At 54.4% G+C, this 24,525-nt stretch carries 20 protein-coding genes and 1 tRNA gene; 17 read left to right on the forward strand and 4 right to left on the reverse strand.

Going from position 1 to position 24,525, the window contains the following annotated elements:
• Position 1: 1 nt before the first annotated feature.
• The 4 genes from astA (ACEQ15_RS05325) to ACEQ15_RS05340 all read right to left on the reverse strand — a co-directional run bounded on the left by astA (ACEQ15_RS05325) (position 2) and on the right by ACEQ15_RS05340 (position 4,826).
• Positions 2-1,030, reverse strand: coding sequence for an arginine N-succinyltransferase (gene astA / locus ACEQ15_RS05325; RefSeq protein ID WP_370278056.1), 1,029 nt, complete (start codon positions 1,028-1,030; stop codon positions 2-4).
• A 105-nt stretch (positions 1,031-1,135) separates the two neighbouring features.
• Positions 1,136-2,167, reverse strand: coding sequence for an arginine N-succinyltransferase (gene astA / locus ACEQ15_RS05330; protein WP_370278057.1), 1,032 nt, complete (start codon positions 2,165-2,167; stop codon positions 1,136-1,138).
• Positions 2,158-3,399: a hydrolase gene (locus tag ACEQ15_RS05335; protein WP_370278058.1), complete on the reverse strand. Its 1,242-nt coding sequence runs from the start codon at positions 3,397-3,399 to the stop codon at positions 2,158-2,160. Before ACEQ15_RS05335 ends, astA (ACEQ15_RS05330) begins: the two co-directional genes overlap by 10 nt.
• 197 nt (positions 3,400-3,596) lie before the next feature.
• A complete protein-coding gene (locus tag ACEQ15_RS05340; RefSeq protein WP_370278060.1) occupies positions 3,597-4,826 on the reverse strand; it encodes an aspartate aminotransferase family protein in 1,230 nt (409 codons plus the stop codon).
• Positions 4,827-5,146: 320 nt separating this feature from the next.
• On the opposite strand from ACEQ15_RS05340, the gene ACEQ15_RS05345 reads away from it, so the two are divergent.
• The 17 genes from ACEQ15_RS05345 to ACEQ15_RS05425 all read left to right on the forward strand — a co-directional run bounded on the left by ACEQ15_RS05345 (position 5,147) and on the right by ACEQ15_RS05425 (position 24,510).
• Complete coding sequence (locus tag ACEQ15_RS05345) at positions 5,147-6,187, forward strand: GlxA family transcriptional regulator (protein ID WP_370278061.1); 1,041 nt, start codon at positions 5,147-5,149, stop codon at positions 6,185-6,187.
• A 284-nt stretch (positions 6,188-6,471) separates the two neighbouring features.
• On the forward strand, positions 6,472-7,242 hold the full coding sequence (locus ACEQ15_RS05350) for an ABC transporter ATP-binding protein (RefSeq protein WP_370278062.1): 771 nt from the start codon (positions 6,472-6,474) through the stop codon (positions 7,240-7,242).
• 78 nt (positions 7,243-7,320) lie between these two features.
• On the forward strand, positions 7,321-8,079 hold the full coding sequence (locus ACEQ15_RS05355) for an ABC transporter substrate-binding protein (RefSeq protein ID WP_370278063.1): 759 nt from the start codon (positions 7,321-7,323) through the stop codon (positions 8,077-8,079).
• Between the two features lie 130 nt (positions 8,080-8,209).
• The gene (locus tag ACEQ15_RS05360) at positions 8,210-8,899 is read left to right on the forward strand and encodes an ABC transporter permease (protein ID WP_370278064.1); all 690 of its coding nucleotides are present in this window, start codon (positions 8,210-8,212) and stop codon (positions 8,897-8,899) included.
• A complete protein-coding gene (locus ACEQ15_RS05365; protein ID WP_370278065.1) occupies positions 8,899-9,597 on the forward strand; it encodes an ABC transporter permease in 699 nt (232 codons plus the stop codon). Before ACEQ15_RS05360 ends, ACEQ15_RS05365 begins: the two co-directional genes overlap by 1 nt.
• A gap of 207 nt (positions 9,598-9,804) precedes the next feature.
• On the forward strand, positions 9,805-14,628 hold the full coding sequence (locus ACEQ15_RS05370) for an NAD-glutamate dehydrogenase (RefSeq protein ID WP_370278066.1): 4,824 nt from the start codon (positions 9,805-9,807) through the stop codon (positions 14,626-14,628).
• Between the two features lie 82 nt (positions 14,629-14,710).
• Positions 14,711-14,926 (forward strand): hypothetical protein, encoded by a 216-nt coding sequence (locus ACEQ15_RS05375; RefSeq protein ID WP_370278068.1) that lies wholly within the window; start codon positions 14,711-14,713, stop codon positions 14,924-14,926.
• 204 nt (positions 14,927-15,130) lie between these two features.
• Positions 15,131-17,047 carry a threonine--tRNA ligase gene (thrS, locus tag ACEQ15_RS05380; RefSeq protein ID WP_370278069.1) on the forward strand — a complete coding sequence of 639 codons (1,917 nt, stop codon included), beginning with the start codon at positions 15,131-15,133 and terminating at the stop codon, positions 17,045-17,047.
• 21 nt (positions 17,048-17,068) lie between these two features.
• A complete protein-coding gene (gene infC, locus ACEQ15_RS05385) occupies positions 17,069-17,611 on the forward strand; it encodes a translation initiation factor IF-3 (RefSeq protein WP_370278086.1) in 543 nt (180 codons plus the stop codon).
• A 100-nt stretch (positions 17,612-17,711) separates the two neighbouring features.
• Positions 17,712-17,906 (forward strand): 50S ribosomal protein L35, encoded by a 195-nt coding sequence (gene rpmI / locus ACEQ15_RS05390; protein WP_282350722.1) that lies wholly within the window; start codon positions 17,712-17,714, stop codon positions 17,904-17,906.
• Positions 17,907-17,957: 51 nt separating this feature from the next.
• Positions 17,958-18,314, forward strand: coding sequence for a 50S ribosomal protein L20 (gene rplT, locus ACEQ15_RS05395; protein WP_282350724.1), 357 nt, complete (start codon positions 17,958-17,960; stop codon positions 18,312-18,314).
• Positions 18,315-18,514: 200 nt separating this feature from the next.
• Positions 18,515-19,498 carry a phenylalanine--tRNA ligase subunit alpha gene (gene pheS, locus ACEQ15_RS05400; protein ID WP_370278071.1) on the forward strand — a complete coding sequence of 328 codons (984 nt, stop codon included), beginning with the start codon at positions 18,515-18,517 and terminating at the stop codon, positions 19,496-19,498.
• A gap of 52 nt (positions 19,499-19,550) precedes the next feature.
• Complete coding sequence (pheT, locus tag ACEQ15_RS05405; protein ID WP_370278073.1) at positions 19,551-21,950, forward strand: phenylalanine--tRNA ligase subunit beta; 2,400 nt, start codon at positions 19,551-19,553, stop codon at positions 21,948-21,950.
• Positions 21,951-21,968: 18 nt separating this feature from the next.
• Positions 21,969-22,274: an integration host factor subunit alpha gene (gene ihfA / locus ACEQ15_RS05410; protein ID WP_282350729.1), complete on the forward strand. Its 306-nt coding sequence runs from the start codon at positions 21,969-21,971 to the stop codon at positions 22,272-22,274.
• Entirely contained in the window at positions 22,252-22,614 is a 363-nt protein-coding gene (locus tag ACEQ15_RS05415) for a MerR family transcriptional regulator (RefSeq protein WP_370278074.1), read from the forward strand. Before ihfA ends, ACEQ15_RS05415 begins: the two co-directional genes overlap by 23 nt.
• A 72-nt stretch (positions 22,615-22,686) precedes the next feature.
• A tRNA-Pro gene (locus ACEQ15_RS05420) sits at positions 22,687-22,763 on the forward strand.
• Positions 22,764-23,007: 244 nt separating this feature from the next.
• Positions 23,008-24,510 (forward strand): sigma 54-interacting transcriptional regulator, encoded by a 1,503-nt coding sequence (locus ACEQ15_RS05425; RefSeq protein WP_370278075.1) that lies wholly within the window; start codon positions 23,008-23,010, stop codon positions 24,508-24,510.
• The last annotated feature ends 15 nt before the right edge of the window (positions 24,511-24,525 follow it).

Consider the following 24,525-nt stretch of genomic DNA (forward strand, 5'->3'; position numbering starts at 1 on the left):
ATCAGAATCTCCGTCCAGAAGAGAGAGGTACTACACGAACGGTACTTCCCTCGGTGATGTTCAGTGCTTCAGCAACGTCAGGGGTTACGGTTACTACGTGTTTGCCTACGGAAGTGAGGGCGGTCATACAGCAGCGGAAATCTTCAAAGCCGTTGGTGCTGACCATGTACAGTTCACCTTCCGGTTTGATGTCGGCGATGTGTACTTTTACGTAGTGACTGTCCTGAATTGCGCGGATGTCGTTGGTACGCGCTTCCAGCGTTGGGCCACCGTCGAAGATGTCGATGTACCCGGTAAAACGCATGCCTTCGTTTTCCAACAGACGGCGCGCCGGGGTGGTGGCGTTATGGGTTTTGCCAATTGCGTCCTGTGCCTCTTGGGGCAGCAGGTTGGTGTAGATGGCGTTCTTCGGCATCAGCTCGGCGATAAACACCTTGTCCATGGAGGAGAGCTGGTCCGCCTCGGAGAAGTCGAGGGAGAAGAAATGACGACCCAGGCCTTCCCAGAACGGGGAGATGCCGTTTTCGTCGGAGTAACCACGCATCTCGGCGATCAGGTGATCGCTGAACAGCTGCGGGAACTCGGCCATAAACATAAAACGGGATTTGGAGAGCAGGGAGCCGTTCTTGCTGTGACGGGCATCCGGTGCCAGGAACAGGGTGCACAGCTCGGAGTAACCGGTGTGGTCGTTGGTGATGGTCAGGGTGTTGAGCTGGTTGTATACCTTAAGCTCGCGGGACGCATGCACCAGGGTCCCCACACGGTAGTTGTACCAGGGTTCGGTCAGGCCAACGGCAGATTCGATGCCGCTTACGCCAACCACTTCACCGGTCTCGGTGTCTTCCATCACAAACAGGAACAGCGCTTCGTCACCGCGGGTAGCAGGATCGTAGGCCTTCAGCGCGTTCTCCATCTTTGCCGCAACCTGTTGGTCGTTGTCCTGCAATGAGGTGAAACCCGGGCCGGTTTTGCTGGCCAGCTCGCGTAGCGCTGTGTGATCGTCTGCCTTGATCGGGCGAACTATCATCATGGTCTGTGGACTCCGTATTTGGGCTGAGCGCAGGCGTAGCCGCCCCTATAGAGGAGGGCGCTCAGTCGTTTCTAGTTATTGTGGTGTTTCGATCTTGGGGCTTATTCAGCCAAGCTCTGCTTCTTCAAGCATCAGCACGCGGATGTCATCACCCTCTTCAACCTGCAGCAGGTTTGCCTGTTCGGCGCTGATCACTGGTTGCGCCGGGTCGATTCGGGTCATCAGACAGCGGTAGTTTTCCAGGCTGGTGTTGCTGATCAGGGCAGGGCGCAGGGTTGCTTCGTCGCTGCTCTCACCGATGTGTGCCACGGTCTGTTGGTTCTGACGAACAGAACGGACGTTGTCGGTGCGCGCTTCCAGAGTTGGACCGGCATCAAAGATGTCCACGTAACCCCGGTAGTTGAAACCTTCGTTTTCCAGCAGGGCCATCACCTCTTCCATATCCGGGCGTGGTTTACCCAGAACTGCCTGTGCTTCAGGTGTCAGCAGTGGGACGTAGACCGGATAGTGCGGCATCAGGTCGGCGATAAAACCTTTGTTGTTGATACCGGTGAGGTAGTTGGCTTTGGTGAAATCCATATTGAAGAAGTGGCGACCCAGGCACTCCCAGAATGGGGAGCGGTGCTCCTCGTCGGCTACACCCTGCAGCTCGACAATCAGGCGTGGTGCAAAGCGCTCAGGGAACTGGGCGATCAGCAGCATGCGGGCACGGGAGAGCAGGTGCAGGTTGTTCTGGCTGCGGTGGGCGCTGTCCAGGAACAGGGTGCACAGACGTGCCGCGCCGGTGTAGTCCTGACACAGGTGCAGGGCCGGTACACGGTTGTGAATTTGCAACTCACTGGAGGCGTGTACCACCTCTTCCATACGGTATGAGTAGAAAGGCGTGCTGATACCTACCGCTGCGTCGATACCGGACACGCCGAGGATCTCGCCGCTGTCGGTATCTTCCAGTACAAAGTGGTAGCTTTCACTGCCGGGACGTTCCACCGCCTTGCGCAGCGACTGCTGGGTGCTGTTGATCAGCTCGCCCAGGTGGTCGCGGTTCGCCGGAAGGGTGGTCATGCTGCCGCCGGAGATTACCGCCAGACGTTCCAGGCCCTGGATATCGGTGAAGTTCAGGGGACGTACTAACAGCATTGGTTTTCCTCCAGCCAGCTCAGATCGTCGCTGGCAGCCAGTTTCATAAGCATCAGCGCACTCAGCTTAGCGCGTTCGGTGAGGCTTTTCACTTTCAGGTACTCGTCGCTGGAGTGGATCTTGCCACCCTGTACTCCAAGGGTATCGATATTAGGGATACCGGCGGCCGCCAGGTTGTTGCCGTCGCAACAGCCGCCGGTAGGTAACCACTGCAGTTCCATGCCCAGGGTGTGGCCGCATTCGCGCGCCAGTTCAAACAGTTTCTTGTTGGCGCCGCTCAGTACTTTTGGTTTGCGGCCGAAACCGCCCAGCAGTTCGATGCTGATGCCGTCGCGGTCGTTGATCATCGCCACCAGTTCATTCAGTCGGTCCAGACACCACTGCTCATCTTCCGGACGCTCCAGGCGGATGTTGAAGCGGGAGATGCAGAGATCCGGCACGATGTTTACGGCGCCGCCGCCTTCGATAAAGCCCGGGTTGATGGTCACACCGTCGCGCTGACCGTTGAGGTCGTCCAGTGCGGCAACAAAGTCACACATGGCACGTACCGCGTTACGACCCAGATGGTGTTCGCGGCCCGCATGTGCGGCCTTACCGGTGACTTTGACGCTGAAGTTGCCGCTGCCTTTGCGCTCGCCCGCCAGGTTGCCGTCTGGGAAGCTGGGTTCATAGATCATGCCCAGGTGCACACGTTTGGCTGCATCTTCGATCAGAGGGGCAGAGCCCGGGGAGCCGATCTCTTCATCCGGGTTAAACAGGATCTCCCAGCCGATCTGCTCGGCATACGGGCTGCGCTCCAGCGCCTGCAATGCCTTGATCATCACCAGAATGCCGCCTTTCAGGTCGGCTACACCCGGACCGTTCAGAGTCTCGTCATCCAGCCACTTCACCTGCTGGAACGGGTGATCGATGGCAAAGACGGTATCCATGTGGCCGCAGAAGAAGATCTGCAACGGGGCTTCGGGGCGCTTACGGATGCGCAGGGCGTCACCCAGCGGGAAGGTTTCAATTTCACCGTTGCTGCCCAGGTGTTCGTAAGGCGCAACCGGAACCACTTCCACCTCACCATCCAGCACCTGGCAATATTCGGTCAACAGCTCACGCACCTTATTCACGCCGTCGGCGTTGAGGGTGCCAGAGTTGATCTCTGCCAGTTCGATGGTCTTGGCCAGCATCTCGTCGTACTGGGCGTCAAGCCATTCGATCCAGGGGGTAAAGTTGGTCGTGGTCATCGCTGGGTTCCTTCTATTCCGTTCTAACCATTATTGGAGATCGGCGCGATAGAATCTGTCAGTGATGCGACCCGAACTTCAGAAATTAGGGCACGTTTGAGGGTGGATTTTAGAAGAGGGGATGCGCAGCAAACCGCCCTGAAGACGGCCGCTGCGCGGGGAGAAAAGGTCGAACTTATTCGATGGGCTATGCGGGATTAGGCTTCGGCAGTTTCTGTTTCCAGAACGTGCGAGATTGCCTGGTCCAGACGCGCCATGCCTTCACGGATGTCCGCTTCCGGGATGATCAGTGAAGGAGTCATACGCAGTACGTTAGGACCCGCGACCAGAATCATCACACCGGCATCACGGGCTGCGGCCAGGAACTTGGCTGCCTTGCCGTGCCATACGTCGATCAGTTCGGCACCGATCAGCAGGCCTTCACCACGAATCTCTTTGAAGATCTGATGCTTGGCATTGATCTTCTCCAGCTCCTCTACAAAGATCGCACGCTTGTCGGCTACGCCGGACAGCACTTCCGGCGTGTTGATGGTGTCGATCGCTGCTTCCGCTACGGCACACGCCAATGGATTGCCGCCGTAGGTGCTGCCGTGGGTACCAAAGCCCAGGCTTGGCGCTACTTTGTCGGTGCACAGCATGGCGCCAACCGGGAAGCCGCCGCCCAGCGCTTTGGCGGTGGTCATGATGTCTGGCGTCACACCCAGACCTTCGTATGCGTACAGGTGACCGGTACGGCCAACGCCAGTCTGAACTTCATCGTATACCAGCACGGCGTTGTGCTCGTCACACAGCTCGCGTACCGCACGGGCAAACTCAGGATCAGCCGGGATGATGCCGCCTTCACCCTGGATCGGTTCCATCACCACTGCGCAGGTTTTGTCGGAGATCGCTGCTTTCAGGGCTTCGATATCGTTGAACGGTACGTGGCTGATGCCGCCTGGTACCGGCTCGAAACCTTCACGGTATTTCTGCTGACCACCGACGGATACAGTGAACAAGGTACGGCCGTGGAACGCCTGGGTGAAGGCGATGATTTCGTGTTTCTCTGGACCGAAGTTGTCGTACGCGTATTTACGCGCCAGCTTGAACGCCGCTTCGTTGGCTTCGCCGCCGGAGCTGCAGAAGAACACCTTGTCTGCAAAAGTCGCGTCGGTCAGTTTCTTCGCCAGGCGCAGCGCCGGTTCGTTGGTGCAGGTGTTGCTCAGGTGCCACAGCTTGTCAGCCTGGTCTTTCAGAGCAGCAACCAGAGCAGGGTGCGCGTGACCCAGTGCGTTTACCGCGATACCACCGGCAAAGTCGACGTATTCACGATCGTCCTGATCCCACACGCGGGAACCTTCGCCACGTACCGGCACGAACTGCTGTGGGTTGTAGTTAGGGACCATTACATCATCAAAAAGCGCGCGGGTTACTGGCACTGTAGTCATAGCGATTTACCTCATTTCCGGCCGCTGACGATAACGGCGGCCTGGTGAACTCTGTTCTAATGTTTGTTTTGAGCTCTGTAACATCAACCCCTGGGTTGGTCAGGGTTGTTGCACGGGAGCGACTGCATAAGCGTCTATATTTAGTATCAGCAAAAGGGATCGCCTAGTGCCAGATGGAGAATTTCTATAGGGCGACATGAACTTGCACTAAGTTGACATTTAGGTCGGCTGAAGAAGTCAGTGACCTGGAATATCAGTATCCTGCACACTCCGAAATCTAACTTGCTCGAACCATTATTTACCCGGAGGAAAACGTTTTAGTGGGTAATCCGTTGTCAAACGACAGTTCTCAGCGCAAACCGCACCGTTTTGGTTTCCTGTTGCTGCCCAACTTCTCCTTGATCGCCTTCTCCTCGGCGATTGAGCCGTTGCGTATGGCCAACTGGGTGACCGGCGAAGATTGCTACGAGACCGTGCTGATCAGCCATGATGGCGAGGCGGTATCGAGCAGCTTTGGTGTGCAGACGCTGGTGGATTGCAGTCTGAAGGATATTCCCCCACTGGACGCGATCTTTGTCTGTGGTGCCAGTCCGATTGCCCGCACCGGCAATGAAGCGGTAATTGGCTGGTTGCGCCGCCAGGGGCAGGCCAATGTGGCGCTGGGGGGTATCGGTACCGGGTCTTATCTGCTGGCGTGTGCCGGTTTGCTGAATGACTACCGGGCGACGATCCACTGGTGGGATCTGGATGCGTTGCGCGAAGAGTTTCCGGGTACCCAGGTGACCAACAATCTCTACGAGATCGACGGTAACCGTTACACCTGCAGCGGCGGCACGGCATCTATGGACATGATGCTATTCCTGATCGGCCAGCACTACGACATGAACCTGGCCGCTAAAATCTCCGAGCAGTTTATCTGCGAGCGTATGCGCACCAGCGATGACCAGCAGCGTATCCCGCTCAAGGCACGTATCGGTGCCAGTCAGCCGAAGCTGATCGAGGCGGTGACCCTGATGGAAGCCAATATCGAGGAGCCATTGAGCACCGACGATCTGGCATTTCATGTGGGAGTATCCCGCCGTCATCTGGAGCGCCTGTTTAAGAAACACCTGCAAACCGTACCGTCCAAGTACTACCTGGAATTGCGTTTGGAGAAAGCACGCCAGATGCTGCGCCAGAGTGACAAACCCGCGCTGCAGGTGGGATTGGCCTGTGGCTTCTCCAGTGCCTCCTATTTCAGTACCGCCTACCGCAACCACTACGGTGTGACGCCACGTGAAGAGCGCAAGCGTGCCGCTGAGACTGAAGAGCGACAGCCAGCAGGCACCCAGTTCGGGCGCTCGACCTTGATAAGTAACTGATCACCCAGAACTTTTTTCTGAAAAGCGGCGTGTTTTCCACCGTTTCTCCAGTGTTTACATCTTTCGGCCAAGTCGCGATGACTGAAATTGGTGGCCGAATTTCAAAATATCGACCTCCTGCAATTTGTTACCTTCAAAATGCGCGCTATGGCCTGTGGCAAAACACGTTCAGATGGGTGGTGTTTTGCAGCGTACGGCTCACATAGCAGCGTTCCCCGGTTAGCCCTAAGCAGGCTGGATCAGAGAGCCGGGTAATTAACCTGGCAATATAGAGAACAATAAAAATGCCTGAGAATTCTGCTATCTATCTGAAGAACATTCACAAGTCGTTCGGCGATCTCGAAGTCCTGAAAGGGATCGATCTGCAAGCCCATGAACACGATGTGATTTCGATCATCGGCTCCAGTGGCTCAGGTAAAAGTACCTTCCTGCGTTGCATCAACCTGCTGGAAACCCCAACCGAAGGGGAGATCTACATCACCGGCGAAAAACTGAACCTCAAGCGCAATAAACAGGGTGACCTGGATGCCTCTGACGCCCGTCAGCTGGCGGCGATGCGCTCCCGTGTAGGTTTCGTATTCCAGAACTTCAACCTGTGGCCACACAAGACGCTGATCGAGAACGTAATCGAAGGTCCGATCCAGGTGCTGGGTAAGACGCGTGATGAAGCGATTGCTCACGCTGAAGAGCTGCTGGGTAAGGTGGGTCTGTTGGAGCGTAAGGATTTCTATCCAAACCAGCTGTCCGGTGGGCAGCAGCAGCGTGTAGCAATCGCCCGTACCCTGGCGATGGACCCACAGGTGTTGCTGTTTGACGAGCCGACCTCTGCACTGGACCCGGAACTGGTGGGTGAAGTACTGAACGTTATGCGTGACCTGGCGGCAGAAGGTCGTACCATGCTGATCGTAACCCACGAGATGACCTTCGCCCGCGAAGTCTCCAACAAGGTGATGTTCCTGCATCAGGGACAGGTGGAGGAGTTTGGTCCTCCCGAGCAAGTTTTTGAAAACCCGACATCCGAACGGTGTCGTGAGTTTATCTCCAGTATTTTCTGATGCCCAGCATCTGAGAATCTCCAACGCCCATCCTTGGGCTACTCCTGCAATTCAAAAAAATAAGAAAGGAAGTGCAAGATGAAACTGAAAACGACTCTGGTTGGTGGTCTGCTGGCTGCTGCAATGTCTCTGAGCGCGGGCCTAGCACAGGCTGGCGACAAAATTCGTATCGCAACTGAAGGTGCTTACGCACCGTTCAACATGGTGGATGCCAGCGGTCAGCTGCAGGGCTTTGACGTGGATATCGCCAAAGCACTGTGTGCAGAGATGAAAGCAGACTGCGATATCGTGGCTCAGGACTGGGATGGCATCATTCCGGGTCTGCGTGCGAAGAAATACGACGCGATCATCGCTTCCATGTCGATCACCAAAGAGCGCCAGCGTGTCGTGGACTTCACCGACGCGTACTACTCCAACGTACTGGCGTTTGTAGCGGCGAAAGGCAAATCCCTGGAAACCACCAAAGACGGCCTGAAAGGTCTGGTGGTTGGTGCGCAGCGTGCGACTATCGCCGGTCAGCACCTGGAAGACCAACTGGGTGATGTGGTTACCGTAAAACTGTACGACACCCAGGATAACGCATACCTGGACCTGGAAGCAGGTCGTCTGGACGCACTGCTGTCCGACAAATTCCCAGCCTATGACTGGCTGAGCACCGATGCGGGCCAGAAGTTTGAGTTCAAAGGCAGCGACATCGACATCAACGACAAGATCGGCATCGCGGTCCGTAAAAACGATCCGCTGACCGACAAGTTCAACCGCGCTCTGAAAGCGATCGTGGATAACGGTAAATACGCCGAGATCAACGCCCGCTACTTCCCGTTCTCTATCTATTAAGAAAAACGAACAGGTCCGACTCTGTTCAGGCTCTCAGAAACATTTCGGACCTGTTCCCCGCTCTTATAGTGAACGACTTCCCGCCAGCGCTCCGTTGGCGGGCTGCTCCATCTCCCGTTGAGGATTACCGATGTTTGATATCAGAGGATTCGGCGACCAGCTGTGGGCTGGTACGTTAGTCACCATCGAGCTGGCGTTGGCCAGTCTGTTACTGGGCCTGGTGCTGGGCCTGTTGGGTGCGACGGCCCGACTATCGGGTAACCGCGTTGCCCGTGCGATCTCCACCGCCTATACCACCGTCATCCGTGGCATTCCCGAGCTGCTGACGGTTCTGATCATCTACTTCGGTGCAACAACGGTCCTGATGAGTGTGGCCAGCATGTTTGGCTACGACGAATATATCGAAGTGGGTCCGTTTGCTGCCGGTGTGGTGGCACTGGGCCTGACCTTTGGTGCCTATGCCAGTGAAGTGTTCCGTGGCGCAATTCAGGCGATCCCAAAAGGCCAGCAGGAAGCAGGTCTGGCGATCGGTATGAGCCCACTGAAAATCTTCTGGCGTATCACCATGCCACAGTTGTGGCGTCTGGCCCTGCCGGGGCTGGGCAACCTGTTCCTGGTGCTACTGAAAGATACCGCGCTGGTGTCCGTGGTGGGTTTGCACGACATCATGCTGAAAACCCGCGACGCGGTGAGTTACACCAAAGAACCGTTCCTGTTTTATATGGCCGCAGCGTTTATCTACCTGACGCTGACCATTATCTCCATGGTGTTTATCCACTACATGGAAAAACGTAACAACCGCTGGGTGGGGAGAGCGTAATGGATTTTTCTGTTGTTATTGAGTATTTCCCACGCCTCCTGCAGGGGGCATTGACCACCCTTGAGCTGGTACTGATCTCCGGTGTTATCGGCTCTGCTTTGGCGTTGCCAATTGGTCTGGCGCGTCATTCACACCGCCTGTGGCTGCGTGCGATCCCGTATTGCTACATCTTTTTCTTCCGTGGCACACCGCTGCTGGTGCAGATCTTCCTGGTGTATTACGGCCTGGCCCAGTTTGACGGTATCAAAGAGAGTGCGCTCTGGCCGTACCTGCGCGAGCCGTACTGGTGCGCGATTATCGCTTTCTCCCTGAACACCGCCGCCTATACCGCAGAGATCCTGCGTGGTGCGCTGGGTGCGGTACCCAAAGGTGAGATCGAGGCAGCCAAAACCATCGGTATGCGCCAGGTGCAGTTGTACCGCCGCATTATGCTGCCACGTGCGTTTGGCATGATCATGCCTGCGTACGGTAATGAAGTGATCCTGATGCTGAAGGGCAGTGCCTTGGCATCCACCATTACCCTGCTGGATCTGACCGGCATGGCGCGCACAATTATCGCCCGTACCTACACCCCAATCGAGATCTTCCTGGCAGCCGGTGGTATCTACCTGGTAATCAGTATGGTGATCATCATGCTGTTCCGTCAGCTGGAGCGTCGCCAAAATCGTCACCTGCAACCGATTGCAGTGCGGGGGTAGATCGCGGTAGGTTAGGACATAGTGAATGTTCAGGTCGAATTGGTGCTTTTGTCGCGTATCACCCCTGCAAACGTACCGATTCGACTATGATTGATCTTTGAGGCCAGAGCGACTGCTCGGCGCATTCGCAGGTGTCTTGATCGTGCAGCGGTAAGTTTATTTCAGGCAGGAGCCACACCGCGGCTCCGAATGGAGAATAAATACAAGATGTCCAACCATTGCAGCCGTAAAGAAAAACTTCTCAACCAACTGGCAGAGCAGGTCAACAACAACCTGCCTGCGGATGTTGCCACCAAACTCAACACCTTCTCCGAACTTTATTACCACGTCTCCCCCGACGAAGAACTGTCAGCGCGTCCGCTGGAGCAACTGTATGACGCGACACTCTCCTGTTGGGAATTTATTCAGGATTACGACTTCGAAGCGCCGAAAGTACGCGTCTTCAACCCGGACCTGGAAAAGCACGGTTGGCACAGCAACCACACGGTGATTCAGATCCTGTTCCCGGATATGCCGTTCCTGGTGGATTCGGTGCGTATGGAGCTGAACCGCCGTGAGGTGTCGATCCATGCGATCCACAACGCGGTGCTGCAAGTCGAGCGTGACGGCGACAAGCTAAAGGGCTTCTCCCACGAAGGGCGGAACGAATCTTTCATTTATCTGGAAGTGGACCGTCACAGCGACCAGGAGTGGATCAAGTCTACCTACGATGCGCTGGTTGAAGTGCACCGTATCGTCGAAAGCGCAGTGCATGATTACAAACCGATGCAGGCCCGTGCTCAGGAGATGGTGTCAGAGCTGCGTGCTGCAGAGCATGTGCGTGATCGTGCCGAAGCGGAAGAGGCGGCCGAGTTTATCGCCTGGCTGCTGGATGATCACTTTACCTTCCTAGCCTATGACGAACTGGATTTTGAGCTGGGTGAAGACAGCTTCAGCGCATCGCTGAAGCAGGGCAGTGTACTTGGTACCCTGCGCCTGGAAAATACCTCAGCGTTGGCGAAGCGTTACGCAGCGCTGAGCGCGGATGAAGAATGTTCCATGCAGGATAATGCGCCGCTGCTGCTGGCCAAATACAGCCAGCGTGCCCGTGTACACCGTCCGGCGTACATGGACCTGATCGTGGTAAAACGTTTTGACGATGAGGGTCGGGTGGTCGGCGAACGTCGTTTCTATGGCCTGTACACCTCACCGGTGTACCATGAACGTCTCAACCGTATCCCACTGATCCGCCGCAAGGTCGAGCATGCCATGCATGCCAGTGGCTTTGCCCGCAACGGTTATAGCGGTAAGGCACTGTTTACGATCCTCAACGATATGCCGCGGGATGAGTTGTTCCTGTCAACCGACAGTGAGCTGCTGGATCTGGCGATGGGAATCCTGAACCTGCAGGAGCGGCGCAAGGCTCGCCTGCTGATGCGTCGCGACCGTTGCGGCAAGTTCTGTACCTTCCTCTACTACGTACCGCGTGATGTATTTGGTACCGCACTGCGTTTGCAGGTGCAGGACATCATTGCCGGTGCCCTGAAAGCGACCGATTCCGAGTTCACCACCACGTTTAGCGAGTCCGTGCTGGCCCGTGTGTACTATGTAATGCGCATCGATCCAGCGGAAGACTCGGAGATCGACTTTGATGCAATCGAAGCGGAAGTGGTGCAGGCGTCCCGTTCCTGGGATGACGACCTTCACCACTCGCTGGTGGAAACCTGTGGTGAAGAGCTGGGTAACCGCTACGCCAACCAGTACCGCCATGCCTTTACCTCCGCGTACCGTGAGCATTTCTCTCCGGCCAGCGCGGTGTATGACATCCAGCGTATTGAGGCCTTGGGAGACGACAATCCAGTCACAATGAGTTTTTACCGGGTGTTGGAACAGACCCAGGATTTGTTGCGCTTTAAGCTGTTTAATGCCGGTAATCCGCTGATCCTCTCCGATGTGATCCCGGTGCTGGAAAACCTGGGAATGCAGGTGCTCGGTGAACACCCGTACGAGGTGCACAGCGGCGATGGCAACGTGTACTGGATTCACGACTTTACTCTGATCTACCACCACGGCGAGACCGTGGTGCTGGAAGATGTGAAGCAGGTGTTCCAGGAAGCCTTTGCCAGTATCTGGAACGGTCGCGCGGAAAACGACGAGTTCAACAAACTGGTTATCGGCGGCAACCTGAGCTGGCGTGAAGTAGCGATGCTGCGTGCCTATGCCCGCTATAACCAGCAGATCCGCTTTGGTTTCTCCCAGCCGTATATTGCCGATACCCTGGCCCGTCACCTGCAAGTCACCAAGCTGCTGGTGGCCTTGTTCCGTGCCCGCTTTGAGCCAAGCCGTCAGGACAGCGATAAAGTAGAAGCCCTGGCCGGTCGTATTGAATCCAGCATCGTGGACGCTCTGGATAAAGTAGATAACCTCAATGACGACCAGATCCTGCGCCGTTACCTGGAGCTGATCAAAGCGACCCTGCGAACTAACTATTTCCAGAAAAATGCCCAGGGCGAGTTGAAGGATTACTTCTCCTTCAAACTGAGCCCGCACGCGATTGCCGACATTCCACTGCCACGCCCAATGTTCGAGGTGTTTGTGTACTCTGCACGTGTGGAAGGTGTGCACCTGCGTGGCGGCAAGGTGGCCCGTGGTGGTCTTCGCTGGTCTGATCGACTGGAGGATTACCGCACCGAAGTGCTGGGACTGGTAAAAGCCCAGCAGGTGAAAAACGCAGTCATCGTGCCGGTCGGCGCCAAAGGTGGCTTTGTCGCCAAGCAGTTGCCGGAACGTGGCAGTCGTGAGGAGATTCAGGCGGAAGGTATCGCCAGCTACCAGACCTTTATTAGTGCATTGCTGGATATCACCGATGACCTGAAATCGGGTGAAGTTGTGCCGCCGGTGGATGTGGTACGTCACGATGAAGACGATCCGTACTTCGTAGTGGCGGCCGACAAAGGCACCGCGACCTTCTCCGACATCGCCAACGAGATCGCCGAAAGCCGTGACTTCTGGCTGGGCGATGCATTTGCCTCCGGTGGCTCCCAGGGCTACGACCACAAAGGTATGGGGATCACCGCCCGTGGTGCCTGGGAATCCGTGAAACTGCACTTCCGTGAGTTGGGAGTGGATACTCAGAGTGAGGAGTTCACCGTCATAGGTATCGGTGATATGGCCGGTGACGTGTTCGGTAACGGCATGCTGCTGTCTGAACATATCCAGCTCTGCGCGGCGTTCAACCACATGCATATCTTTATCGATCCAAACCCGGATGCGGCCAGCAGCTACGTTGAGCGTCAGCGCATGTTCGAGATGCCTCGCTCCAGCTGGGAGGACTACAACAAGTCGTTGATCTCCGCCGGTGGTGGCATCTTCTCCCGTGCGGCGAAATGGATCGAGATCAGCCAGGAGATGAAAGCGCGCTTTGATATCAAAGAAGATCGCCTGTCGCCAAATGACCTGCTGCGTGCACTGCTGAAAGCACCGGTAGACCTGATCTGGAACGGTGGTATCGGTACGTACGTAAAAGGCTCCGGTGAAACCCACGCCGATGTCGGCGACAAAGCTAACGACAGCCTGCGTATCAATGGTAATGAGCTGCGCTGTAAGGTTTTGGGCGAGGGCGGCAACCTGGGCTTCACCCAGCTGGGCCGTGTTGAGTTCTGTGCCAACGGCGGTAAATCCAATACTGACTTTATCGATAACGCCGGTGGCGTGGACTGCTCCGACCACGAGGTGAACATCAAGATCCTGCTTAACGAGGTGGTGGCGAACGGTGATATGACCGTGAAGCAGCGTAACGCCCTGTTGCGTGAGATGACCGACGAAGTGGCTGATCTGGTGTTGCAGAACAACTACCACCAGGCACAGGCGATCAGTGTGGCGGAAGGCCATGCCCGCAACTCCATCGATGACTACATCCATCTGATCGACCGTCTGGAGGACGAGGGCAAACTGAACCGTGCTCTGGAGTTTATCCCGGCCGATGACGATCTGCAGGAACGCAAAGCGCGGCAACTGGGGCTTACCCGCCCAGAACTGTCGGTGCTGATCTCCTACGTGAAGGCGGAGCTGAAAGAGAAACTGATCGATTCCTGGATTACCGCTGATGACTACCTGAGTAACGAGATCCTGACCGCGTTCCCGCAACGCCTGGTGAGCGACTTCGAGCAGGAGATCCGTCAGCACCGTCTGTACCGTGAGATTATCGCGACCCAGACTGCCAACGGCATGGTGAATACCATGGGGATCACCTTCGTGGAGCGTCTGCGTCAGAGCAGTGGAGCGGGCTTGTCTGCAATCTCTGCCGCCTACGTGATCGCCCGGGATGTGTTTGATATCCAGCAGCTGTGGGCGGATATCGAAGCCCTGGATAATCAGGTGCCGTCGGCGTTGCAGCAGAAGATGATGGCCGACATGATCCGTCTGGTGCGCCGTGCGACCCTGTGGTTCCTGCGTAACCGTCACCAGGAAACAACGGTGAGCGACATGGTTGCCGAGTTCCGTCCGGGCGTGCGCACCGTGCGCAACATGATGGCTGAGCTGATCAAGGGTGATCCGCGCGAAAGCTGGCAGCAGAAACACGATGCACTGGTGGATGCCGGGGTACCGCAGGATCTAGCCGCCGTGGTGGCCGGTTCCGACAGCCTCTATTCACTGCTGGGCATCATCAAAGCGGTGGAGGAGACCGGTCAGCCGCTGGAGCGTGTGGCGCAGATCTACTTCGATCTGGGCGAGCGTCTGGAGCTGCACTGGTTCGACCAGCAGCTTAAGGAGATCGAGGTCAGCAACCTGTGGCAGACCATGGCTCGTGACGGTTGCCGTGAAGACCTGACCAGTCACCAGCAGGCGATCACCGTGTCGCTGATCAACGCTGCCCAGGCATCCGGTACCGAGGACAGTGAACTCTGTGCCGAACAGTGGCTGAGCAAACGCGAAGCGCTGTTGCGTCGTTGGCAGCGTTTCCTCTCCGAGATTCGTGGCAGCAGTAGCAACGACTTCTCTATCTTCAGTGTGGCAACCCGCGAGTTGCTCGAATTGGCACAGGCGCGGTAATCCCGCGCTCTTGCCTCCTGATTAACAAAAATAATAATCCCGGACCGGTTATCCATCGGTCCGGTTTATCGCGAGATTATCCATGACCGCAATTCACTCCTTTGCTCCAATCCGCACCGCATACCGTATCCATAAGGCCGCCGCCGACAGCTGGTGGGTGTACCACCACGATGTGGGTAAAAACGGAAACCTGAGCCTCGCTTCCCGTGTAGTGTTCTTCGGTAACAGCCAGTCTCAGGTTAAGGAGTGGCTGCAGCGTCGTGACGACCAGCAGGTGTTCCTGTTGGGTGAAGTCTGATCCTGTCTCTGTGTCTCTAAGGGCGGGTGGAAAATGTCCGCTAAAAAACAGGCAAATTTCTTAGTCCTTGTTCTGGGTTATCCAGTGGCTTTGCGTTAAAATGTCGCCCCCTTGTCGGTAGCTCCGACTAGAATTTATTTAACACTCAAACGCAAAGTACTTATGTGGCCTGTCGTAGGGGCCACCACTGAGCAAGGATTAAAAATGCCTGTAATTACCCTCCCTGACGGAAGTAAACGTGAGTTCGAACAGTCAGTTACTGTCTTTGACGTAGCCGCCGATATTGGCGCTGGTCTGGCAAAAGCGACGCTGGCTGGCAAAGTAAACGGTGAATTGGTTGACGCAGGTTACACCATCACCGAAGACAGCGAACTTTCGATTGTCACGGCTCGCGATGAAGAAGGTCTGGAAGTGATCCGTCACTCCTGTGCCCACCTGATGGCGATGGCTGTGCAGGAACTGTTCCCGGGTGCACAGGTAACCATCGGTCCGGTTATCGAAGACGGCTTCTACTATGACTTCGCTTACGAGCGTCCGTTTACCCCGGAAGACCTGACTGCGATTGAGAAGAAAATGGGCGAACTGGCCAAGCAGAACCTGCCGGTAAGCCGTTCTCTGATGAACCGTGACGAAGCGGTTGCGATGTTCGAGAAGATGGGTGAGAACTACAAGGTAGAATTGCTGCAGGCGATTCCGGACGATCGGGACCTGTCTTTCTACTCCCAGGGCGACTTTATCGACCTGTGCCGTGGACCACACGTACCGTCCACCGGTCACATTAAAGCGTTCAAACTGATGAAGGTTGCTGGTGCATACTGGCGTGGTGATTCCAACAACGAGATGCTGCAGCGTATCTACGGCACCGCGTGGGGTGACAAGAAAGCGCTGAAAGCGTACTTGCACCGTCTGGAAGAAGCAGAGAAACGTGACCACCGTAAACTGGGTAAGCAGCTGAACCTGTTCCACCTGCAGGAAGAAGCACCGGGTATGGTGTTCTGGCACCCGCACGGCTGGACCCTGTATCAGGGTATCGAGCAGTACATGCGTGGCAAGCTGCGTCGCCGTAACTACGTTGAGGTGAAAACGCCTCAGGTTGTAGAACGCACCCTGTGGGAAAAATCCGGTCACTGGGAGAAATTCTCCGAGGAGATGTTTACCACTCACTCCGAGAGCCGTGATTTCGCTGTTAAGCCGATGAACTGCCCATGTCACGTTCAGGTGTTCAACCAGGGTCTGCGTTCTTACCGTGACCTGCCATTGCGTATGGCTGAGTTTGGTTCTTGTCACCGTAATGAGCCGTCCGGTGCACTGCACGGTATCATGCGTGTACGTGGCTTCGTACAGGATGATGGCCATATCTTCTGTGCAGAGGACAGCATCCAGAGCGAAGTGTCCGAATTTATCGACTTCCTGCACGAAGTGTACGCAGACTTCGGCTTCACCGAGATTCAGTACAAGCTGTCTACCCGTCCTGAGAAGCGCGTGGGTAGCGATGAAGTATGGGATAAGGCCGAGAAGGCGCTGGCCGATGCGCTGGACAATGCGGGTCTGAAATACGACTTGCTGCCGGGTGAGGGCGCATTCTATGGACCTAAGATCGAATTCTCCCTGAAAGACTGCCTGGGCCGTGTATGGCAGTGCGGTACTATTCAGGTGGACTTCTCTATGCCGGGACGTCTGGATGCACAGTTTGTAAACGAAGAAGGTAACCGTGAAACTCCGGTTATGCTGCACCGTGCGATCCTGGGCTCCTTTGAACGTTTCATCGGTATTCTGATTGAAAACTCTGCAGGTGCACTGCCAACTTGGTTGGCTCCGGTGCAGGCTGTGGTGATGAATATTACCGACAAACAGGGCGAATATTGCGAAAAAGTTGCTCAACGTCTTGAAGATGCTGGCTTTAGAGCACAAGCGGACTTGAGAAATGAGAAGATCGGCTTTAAAATTCGCGAGCGCACTTTACAGAAGGTGCCGTTCCTACTAGTTGTAGGTGATAAGGAAGTAGAGTCTGGATCCGTAGCCGTGCGTACTCGGACGGGTGAGGACCTCGGGACCTTATCCGTAGACGAGTTTATTGCCCTACTTGGCAAAGAAGTTGCCAAGAAAGGCCGCCAGGAATAAATCTGATCAGGAGATAGTACCATCAGGCGCGATAACAGAAGGAACCCTCGCCGCGAGCAGGGTCCAATGATCAACGATAATATCCGAGCAAAAGAGTGCCGACTGATTGGTCCAGACGGTAGCCAGATTGGTATCGTACCGTTTAAAGATGCTCTTGAGGCAGCTCAAGATGCAGGACTTGACCTAGTACAGATCGCTGATTCCGATCCCATCGTATGTAAAGTGATGGATTACGGTAAGCACCTGTACGAACAGAAGAAGCAGGCTGCTGAAGCGAAGAAGAAGCAGCACCAGATTCAGGTCAAGGAAGTGAAATTCCGTCCTAACACGGAAGAAGGGGATTATCAGGTAAAACTACGCAACCTGGTACGTTTCCTTGAAGCCGGAGACAAAGCGAAGGTAACCCTGCGTTACCGTGGTCGTGAGATGGCCCACCAGGAGCTGGGTATGCAGCTAATGCGTCGGATCGAAGAAGATCTGATCGAGCTGGGTACCGTTGAACAGCGTCCTAAGATGGAAGGCCGTCAACTGACCATGATGATTGCTCCGAAGAAGAAAAAGTAACCTGTATTTCAGCATACCCGTAACTGCTTCCTAAAGGAGCGGCTGCGGGTTTTGTTGTTTGTCAGGCGAAAGATAACTAACGAATGCGTGGAGATTAGTAATGCCTAAAATTAAATCTTGCCGCGGTGCGGCTAAGCGTTTCAAGAAAACTGCCAACGGCTTCAAGCACAAGCAGTCTTTCACTAGCCACATTCTGACTAAGAAATCTACCAAGCGTAAGCGTCAGCTGCGTCCTATGATGCAGGTTCACGCTGCTGATCAGGCTCTGATCAAGCGCATGCTGCCATACATCTAAGTATTGGTTTTTATTTTTTAGTTTAAGAATTTGTAAAGAAGGAAGATTGTCATGGCTCGCGTTAAACGTGGTGTGATTGCACGTCGTCGTCATAAGAAAGTCCTGAAGCAGGCAAAAGGTTACTACGGTGCTCGTTCTCGAGTATTCCGCGTAGCTAAACAGGCAGTTATCAAAGCTGGTCAGTATGCATACCGTGACCGTCGTCAGCGTAAGCGTCAGTTCCGCGCTCTGTGGATTGCACGTATCAACGCTGCTGCACGTATCAACGGCATGTCTTACAGCCGTTTCATTGCTGGCCTGAAAAAAGCCAACATCGAAATCGACCGTAAGGTTCTGGCTGACCTGGCTGTATACGAGCAGGCTGGTTTTGCTGCTGTTGTAGAGAAAGCGAAAGCTGCTCTGGCATAAGCGACCCACCTCTTGTAGGTAATTGATTATTTGAATAGGGGAAGGGCGCAAGCTCTTCCCTTATTTTTTGGGAACTCTGATGAGCCTGTTTGGCAACTCATATCAGAGAAATAAAGCCAAGTTGGCTGAGCAGAGTTTCCTGGAACACGCTGCACGTATATATCTGAAGCAGCATTCCATCCCAGAATTTGGAGCCGGAAATGGAAAACATCGAAACCCTTTTGGCAGAAGGTATTGCAGCCGCAGAGAAGGCTGAAAATGCGCAGGATCTGGATCAGGTCCGCGTTGAATATTTGGGTAAAAAAGGCGCACTTAGTCAGCTGCGTAAAGGTCTGGGTAAACTGTCTCCGGAAGAACGTCCGGCAGCGGGTGCCCGCATCAACGAAGTGATTCAGGCGGTAACCGCTAAGCTGAATGCGCGTAAAGCAGAGTTTGACGCTGCTGCACTGGAAGCAAAACTGGCATCCGAAACGATCGACGTTTCCCTGCCGGGTCGTGGTGAAGAGCTGGGTGGTCTGCACCCGGTAACCAAAACCATGGCACGTATCGAAGAGTTCTTCTCGGGTATCGGTTACAGCGTAGCGGAAGGCCCGGAGATCGAAGACGATTACCACAACTTCGAAGCTCTGAATATTCCTGCACACCACCCGGCACGTGCCATGCACGATACCTTCTATTTCGATGCTCACACCCTGCTGCGTACCCACACCTCTGGCGTCCAGATCCGTACCATGGAAAACCAGAAGCCACCGGTACGTATCGTCTGCCCGGGCCGTGTTTACCGTTGCGACTACGATCAGACCCACTCTCCGATGTTCCACCAGGTGGAAGGTCTGCTGGTCGACAAAGATGTGAGCTTTGCCGACTTGAAGGGTACGCTGGAACAGTTCCTGCGTGAGTTCTTCGAAGAGGACGTAAAAGTCCGTTTCCGTCCTTCCTACTTCCCGTTCACCGAGCCATCCATCGAAGTGGATATCGACCGTGGCGACGGCAAGTGGATGGAAGTACTGGGCTGCGGCATGGTACATCCGAAAGTCTTTGAATCTGTTGGTATCGATCCTGAGGAATACACCGGTTTTGCCTTCGGCATGGGTGTAGAGCGTCTGGCGATGCTGCGTTACGGCGTAAACGACCTGCGCCTGTTCTTTGAGAACGACCTGAAATTCCTGCGTCAGTTTTCGTAAGCAGGTCAGGACACACGATAGCGGTTAACAACAGAATTCCCAGGAAAGATAGATGAAATTCAGCGAACAGTGGTTGCGCGAGCTGGTAAACCCAGCGGTAGATACAGATGAACTGGCCCACCAGGTTACCATGGCCGGTCTGGAAGTGGACGACGTCGAATCAGTTGCCAAAGATTTCTCCGGTGTGGTTGTCGGTGAGATCCTGACGGCAGAGCAGCACCCGAATGCGGACAAGCTGCAGGTTTGTAAAGTTTCCAACGGCTCCGAAGAGTTTCAGGTGGTATGTGGTGCACCAAACGCCCGTGCCGGTCTGAAAACGGCTTTTGCAATGGTTGGTGCAAAACTGCCAACGCCGGAAGGTGACACATTCAAGATCAAGAAGGCCAAGCTGCGTCACGTAGAGTCCTTCGGCATGCTGTGTGCGGAAGATGAGCTGGGTCTGTCTGAAGACCACGGCGGCATCATGGAACTGGCTGCCGATGCACCGGTTGGTACCGATCTGCGCGAATACCTGAACCTGGATGACAAGATCATCGACGTAGACCTGACGCCTAACCGCGCAGACTGCCTGAGCATCAGCGGTATCGCACGTGAAGTGGGTGTACTGTTTAAAGCGCCGGTGACGTTCGTTGAGTCTAAAGCTACTGAAGCAGTGATCAATGACACCTTCCCGGTTGCGCTGGAAGCACCACAGCAGTGCCCACGTTTTGTCGGTCGTGTGGTTCGCAACGTTAACGTACAGGCTCAGTCGCCGCTGTGGATGGTTGAGAAACTGCGTCGTGCGGGCGTGCGTTCCATCGATCCGGTTGTGGATATTACCAACTACGTGCTGCAGGAGCTGGGTCAGCCGATGCACGCGTACGATCTGGACAAGCTGACCGGTAGCATCGTTGCACGTATGGCTGATCAGGGCGAAAAACTGACCCTGCTGGACGGCCAGGAGATTGAGCTGAATAACGACACGCTGGTTATTGCCGACCAGAACGGTCCGCTGGGTATCGCGGGCATCATGGGCGGAGAAGCATCCGGTGTAAACGCTGAAACCAAGGACGTGTTCCTGGAAGCAGCGTTCTTCAACCCAATCGCTATTGCGGGCCGTGCGCGTTCTTACGGTCTGCACACCGATTCCTCCCACCGTTTCGAGCGTGGTGTGGACTGGCAGCTGCAGGCGAAAGCAATGGAGCGTGCAACCGAACTGCTGATCGAGATCTGCGGCGGTGAAGCCGGTCCTGTGATTGAAGTGGCCAGCGAAGAGAACCTGCCAAAGGTTGAGAAAGTACGTCTGCGTCACGCCAAAGTGAACAGCTACCTGTCTTTCGACATGCCGGTGGAAGAGATCGAAGAGATCCTGATTCGTCTGGGTATGTCCATAACTAAAGATGGCGACGATGCGTGGCTGGTGGACGTTCCATCCTACCGTTTCGATATCAGCATCGAAGTAGACCTGATCGAAGAGCTGGCACGTGTATACGGCTACAACAACCTGCCGGTACGTGTACCTAAAGCATCCCTGCCGTTCAAAGCGGACGTTGAAGCCAACATCGGCCTGACCCACATCCGCCGCACTCTGGTGGCACGTGGTTACCAGGAAGCGATCACCTACAGCTTCATTGAAGCGGGTCTGCAGGAAAAATTCGATAACGAAAACAAAGCGGTAGCGCTGGCTAACCCGATCTCTGCGGAGATGGCGGTAATGCGCACAACCGTATGGCCGGGTCTGGTGAAAGCGGTTCAGTACAACCAGAACCGTCAGCAGAGCCGTGTACGCCTGTTCGAAACCGGTCAGCGCTTCCTGCCTCGTGGCGAGAACATGGCTGACATGCTGCAGGAGAACGTGGTGTCCGGTGTTGTGACTGGTGCACGTCACCCTGAAGGCTGGACTTCAGGTAACGAATCTGTAGATTTCTTCGACGTTAAAGGCGACGTGGAAGCGCTGCTGGCACTGGGTGGTGCCGCGGATGAGTTTGCCTTCGTTGCAGATCGCCACGTTGCATTGCACCCGGGTCAGACTGCACGCATCGAGCGCAATGGCGAAACCATCGGTTACATGGGTGCGATTCACCCAAGTCTGGCGAAGGATCTGGGCCTGAACGGCGCGGTATACCTGTTTGAACTGAGCATGGACGCAATTACTGCGGGTCGTCTGCCACGCTACGCAGAATTGTCCAAATTCCCTGAGTCCCGTCGTGACCTGGCACTGATCGTTGATGAGAAAGTTGCCTTCGAAGATCTGCGTCAGGGTGCACTGGAAAATGCCGGCGAATACCTGAAAAACGTCACCCTATTTGACGTTTATCAGGGCCAAGGTATTGAAGTTGGACGAAAAAGTGTCGCCTTGGGCTTGACCTGGCAGCATCCATCGCGCACTCTTAATGATGATGAAATTAATGGAGCAGTGGACTCCGTTATCACTGCGCTGAAAGAAAAGTTCGGTGCATCATTACGAGAGTAAACGACAAGGGTGACTGTCATGGGCTCGTTGACTAAAGCAGATATGGCCGAGCGTCTTTTTGAAGAACTTGGTTTGAATAAACGTGAAGCCAAAGATATGGTTGAGTCGTTTTTCGATGAGATTCGCGAAAGTCTGGCGACCAATGAACAAGTGAAGTTGTCGGGTTTCGGCAACTTCGATCTGCGGGATAAAGGTCAGCGTCCTGGCCGTAATCCGAAGACGGGTGAAGAGGTGCCGATCTCGGCGCGCCGGGTTGTCACCTTCCGTCCTGGGCAGAAACTTAAGGATCGTGTAGAGGCTTATGCGGGACAGCGAGAACAGTAACGCTCTAGATTCTGTTCCTATTCCCAATAAGCGATACTTTACGATTGGTGAGGTTGGCAAACTCTGTGACCTGAAGCCGCACGTATTGCGCTACTGGGAACAGGAGTTTGAACAGATTGAGCCGGTCAAACGGAACAACCGTCGCTACTATCAGCGGCAGGATGTTCTGCTTATCCGTCAGATCAAAGGCCTGCTGCACGAGCAAGGCTACACCATCAGTGGTGCCCGTCAGTACCTGGCAGGGGACAACAACGGTGACGATCAGACCAAGTACAAACAACTGCTCAGACAGACCATCACTGAACTGGAAGACCTGCTCGTGGCCCTGAAGCAGGTCTGATACCTTCCCTGAATCAAACTCTTAAGCTAGTATTTCTAGCTCCAGCAGAGCAGTTCTTGCTCTGGCCACAGTCGGGATGTAGCGCAGCTTGGTAGCGCACCTGCATGGGGTGCAGGGGGTCGAAGGTTCAAATCCTTTCATCCCGACCATTAAAATCAATAAGTTAGACGTTTGTGTTTGGTGTTGGTTTTATCTTTCTTTCCTTTTTTCTTTCCCGGTTGCCAATTCGTTGCCAATTGATACTGTCTAAACCCTCATTGCCAACATTAAGCGGGCCTGATGGATTGTATCAGTAGGATCTTCTTTCGTTTTTGACAAAGCCTTGTATCAATAGATCCGAGTAAATCCTTGTGGTAATTTTATTTACAAAAATACATAAGGATTTGTATCGAGATGAAAAGGACGTTGCTCCTCACATGGCTTGGCAAACACGACCTGGATGCGGAGCGTAACCAAGAACTCGGTGCCATCGGGTCAATCCTGATGGAAACACCACTTCCATTTGATGAAGTGCATATCCTGGTTCAGAACTGGAAGGAACAGGCCCACCAGTATGAACCTTGGTTGAAGCAGACACTTCGAAAACAATCCCGAAATACAAGAATAGTTCTTAAGCCCGTTGAGCTCAGTAGTCCTATTGATTACGAGGCTATCTATGAGATTGCTCATAACCAGCTGAGCGATCTAACGAGTGGTGACTTTAGAGTCACACTGAATCTAACCTCTGGGACGCCAGCGATGACCGCTATCTGGGTTTTGCTGGGTAAAGGGGTGTTTGATTGTCAGTTAGCCCAAACTTCACGTCAGGACGGTGCTTCAAAGGTTGAGCTTCCTTTTGATGTCTCTATTGCCTATCAACAGCACCAGGACGCTAGGCTTGGCTCAATTGCTTCAGCATTGCCCTCCACCAACAGTGAGTTTTCCCGCATTCAGGCAAACTCTGCTGCAATGAAAGAATGTGTCTCTTTGGCGCAACGTATTGCTCAGCGAGACATTCCCGTCATCATTCATGGCGAAACAGGCTCTGGCAAAGAGGTGATGGCAAACGCTATTCACAGCGGCTCGTTGCGGGCTGAAAAGCCATTTGTGGCGGTGAACTGCGGTGCGATTCCCGAAAGTCTCATAGATTCTCATCTGTTTGGTCATAAAAAAGGCGCTTTTACGGGAGCGGTTGCCGACAGCCAAGGGTACTTTGAGGTGGCAAGCGGTGGCACATTGTTTCTTGATGAAGTTGGGGAGTTGCCCCTGGATGCTCAGGCCAAGCTACTTAGAGCGCTGCAGCAACAGGAGATAATGCCTGTGGGTGGTAGTAAGCCAGTACAGGTGGATGTTCGCATTGTTGCTGCGACACACCGAAATCTCTTATCGATGATCGAGGACGGTTTGTTTCGTGAGGATCTGTTTTACCGGTTGGCGGTGGGAGTGATTGGCTTGCCTCCATTGCGGGAGCGAAAAGAAGATATTGAGTCCCTTGTTTCGGTATTGATCGATAATCTGAACGACGAAGCAAAGAGTCAGCCCGGATATGTTGGTAAAAAAATTTCCAAAGAAGGAATGGAATTTATTAAATCCCAAAGCTGGCCCGGAAATATTCGAGAGCTTTGGAATACGCTAGTTCGTGCGTCCATATGGAGTGATGGAGCGATATTGGACGTTGAGCACCTAGAAAGGGCGCTGATCCAGCGGCCTAAAAAAGGAGCTCAAGCAGGGCTGGAGTTTGATATTGCCAGTGGTATCGATATCAATGAAGTTTTAGAAAAAACAAAGAGATACGCAATTGAGCAAGCACTAAAAATAACTGCTGGCCAAAAAGGAAAAGCTGCTAGACTGATAGGTCTCAGTAATCATCAGACGCTTTCGAACTGGATGAAGCAGTTAGAAATACCAGATCAATAGAAAGCGCATTTCGCC

The organism is Pontibacterium sp. (genome assembly GCF_964228735.1).
Taxonomy (GTDB): domain Bacteria; phylum Pseudomonadota; class Gammaproteobacteria; order Pseudomonadales; family Balneatricaceae; genus Pontibacterium.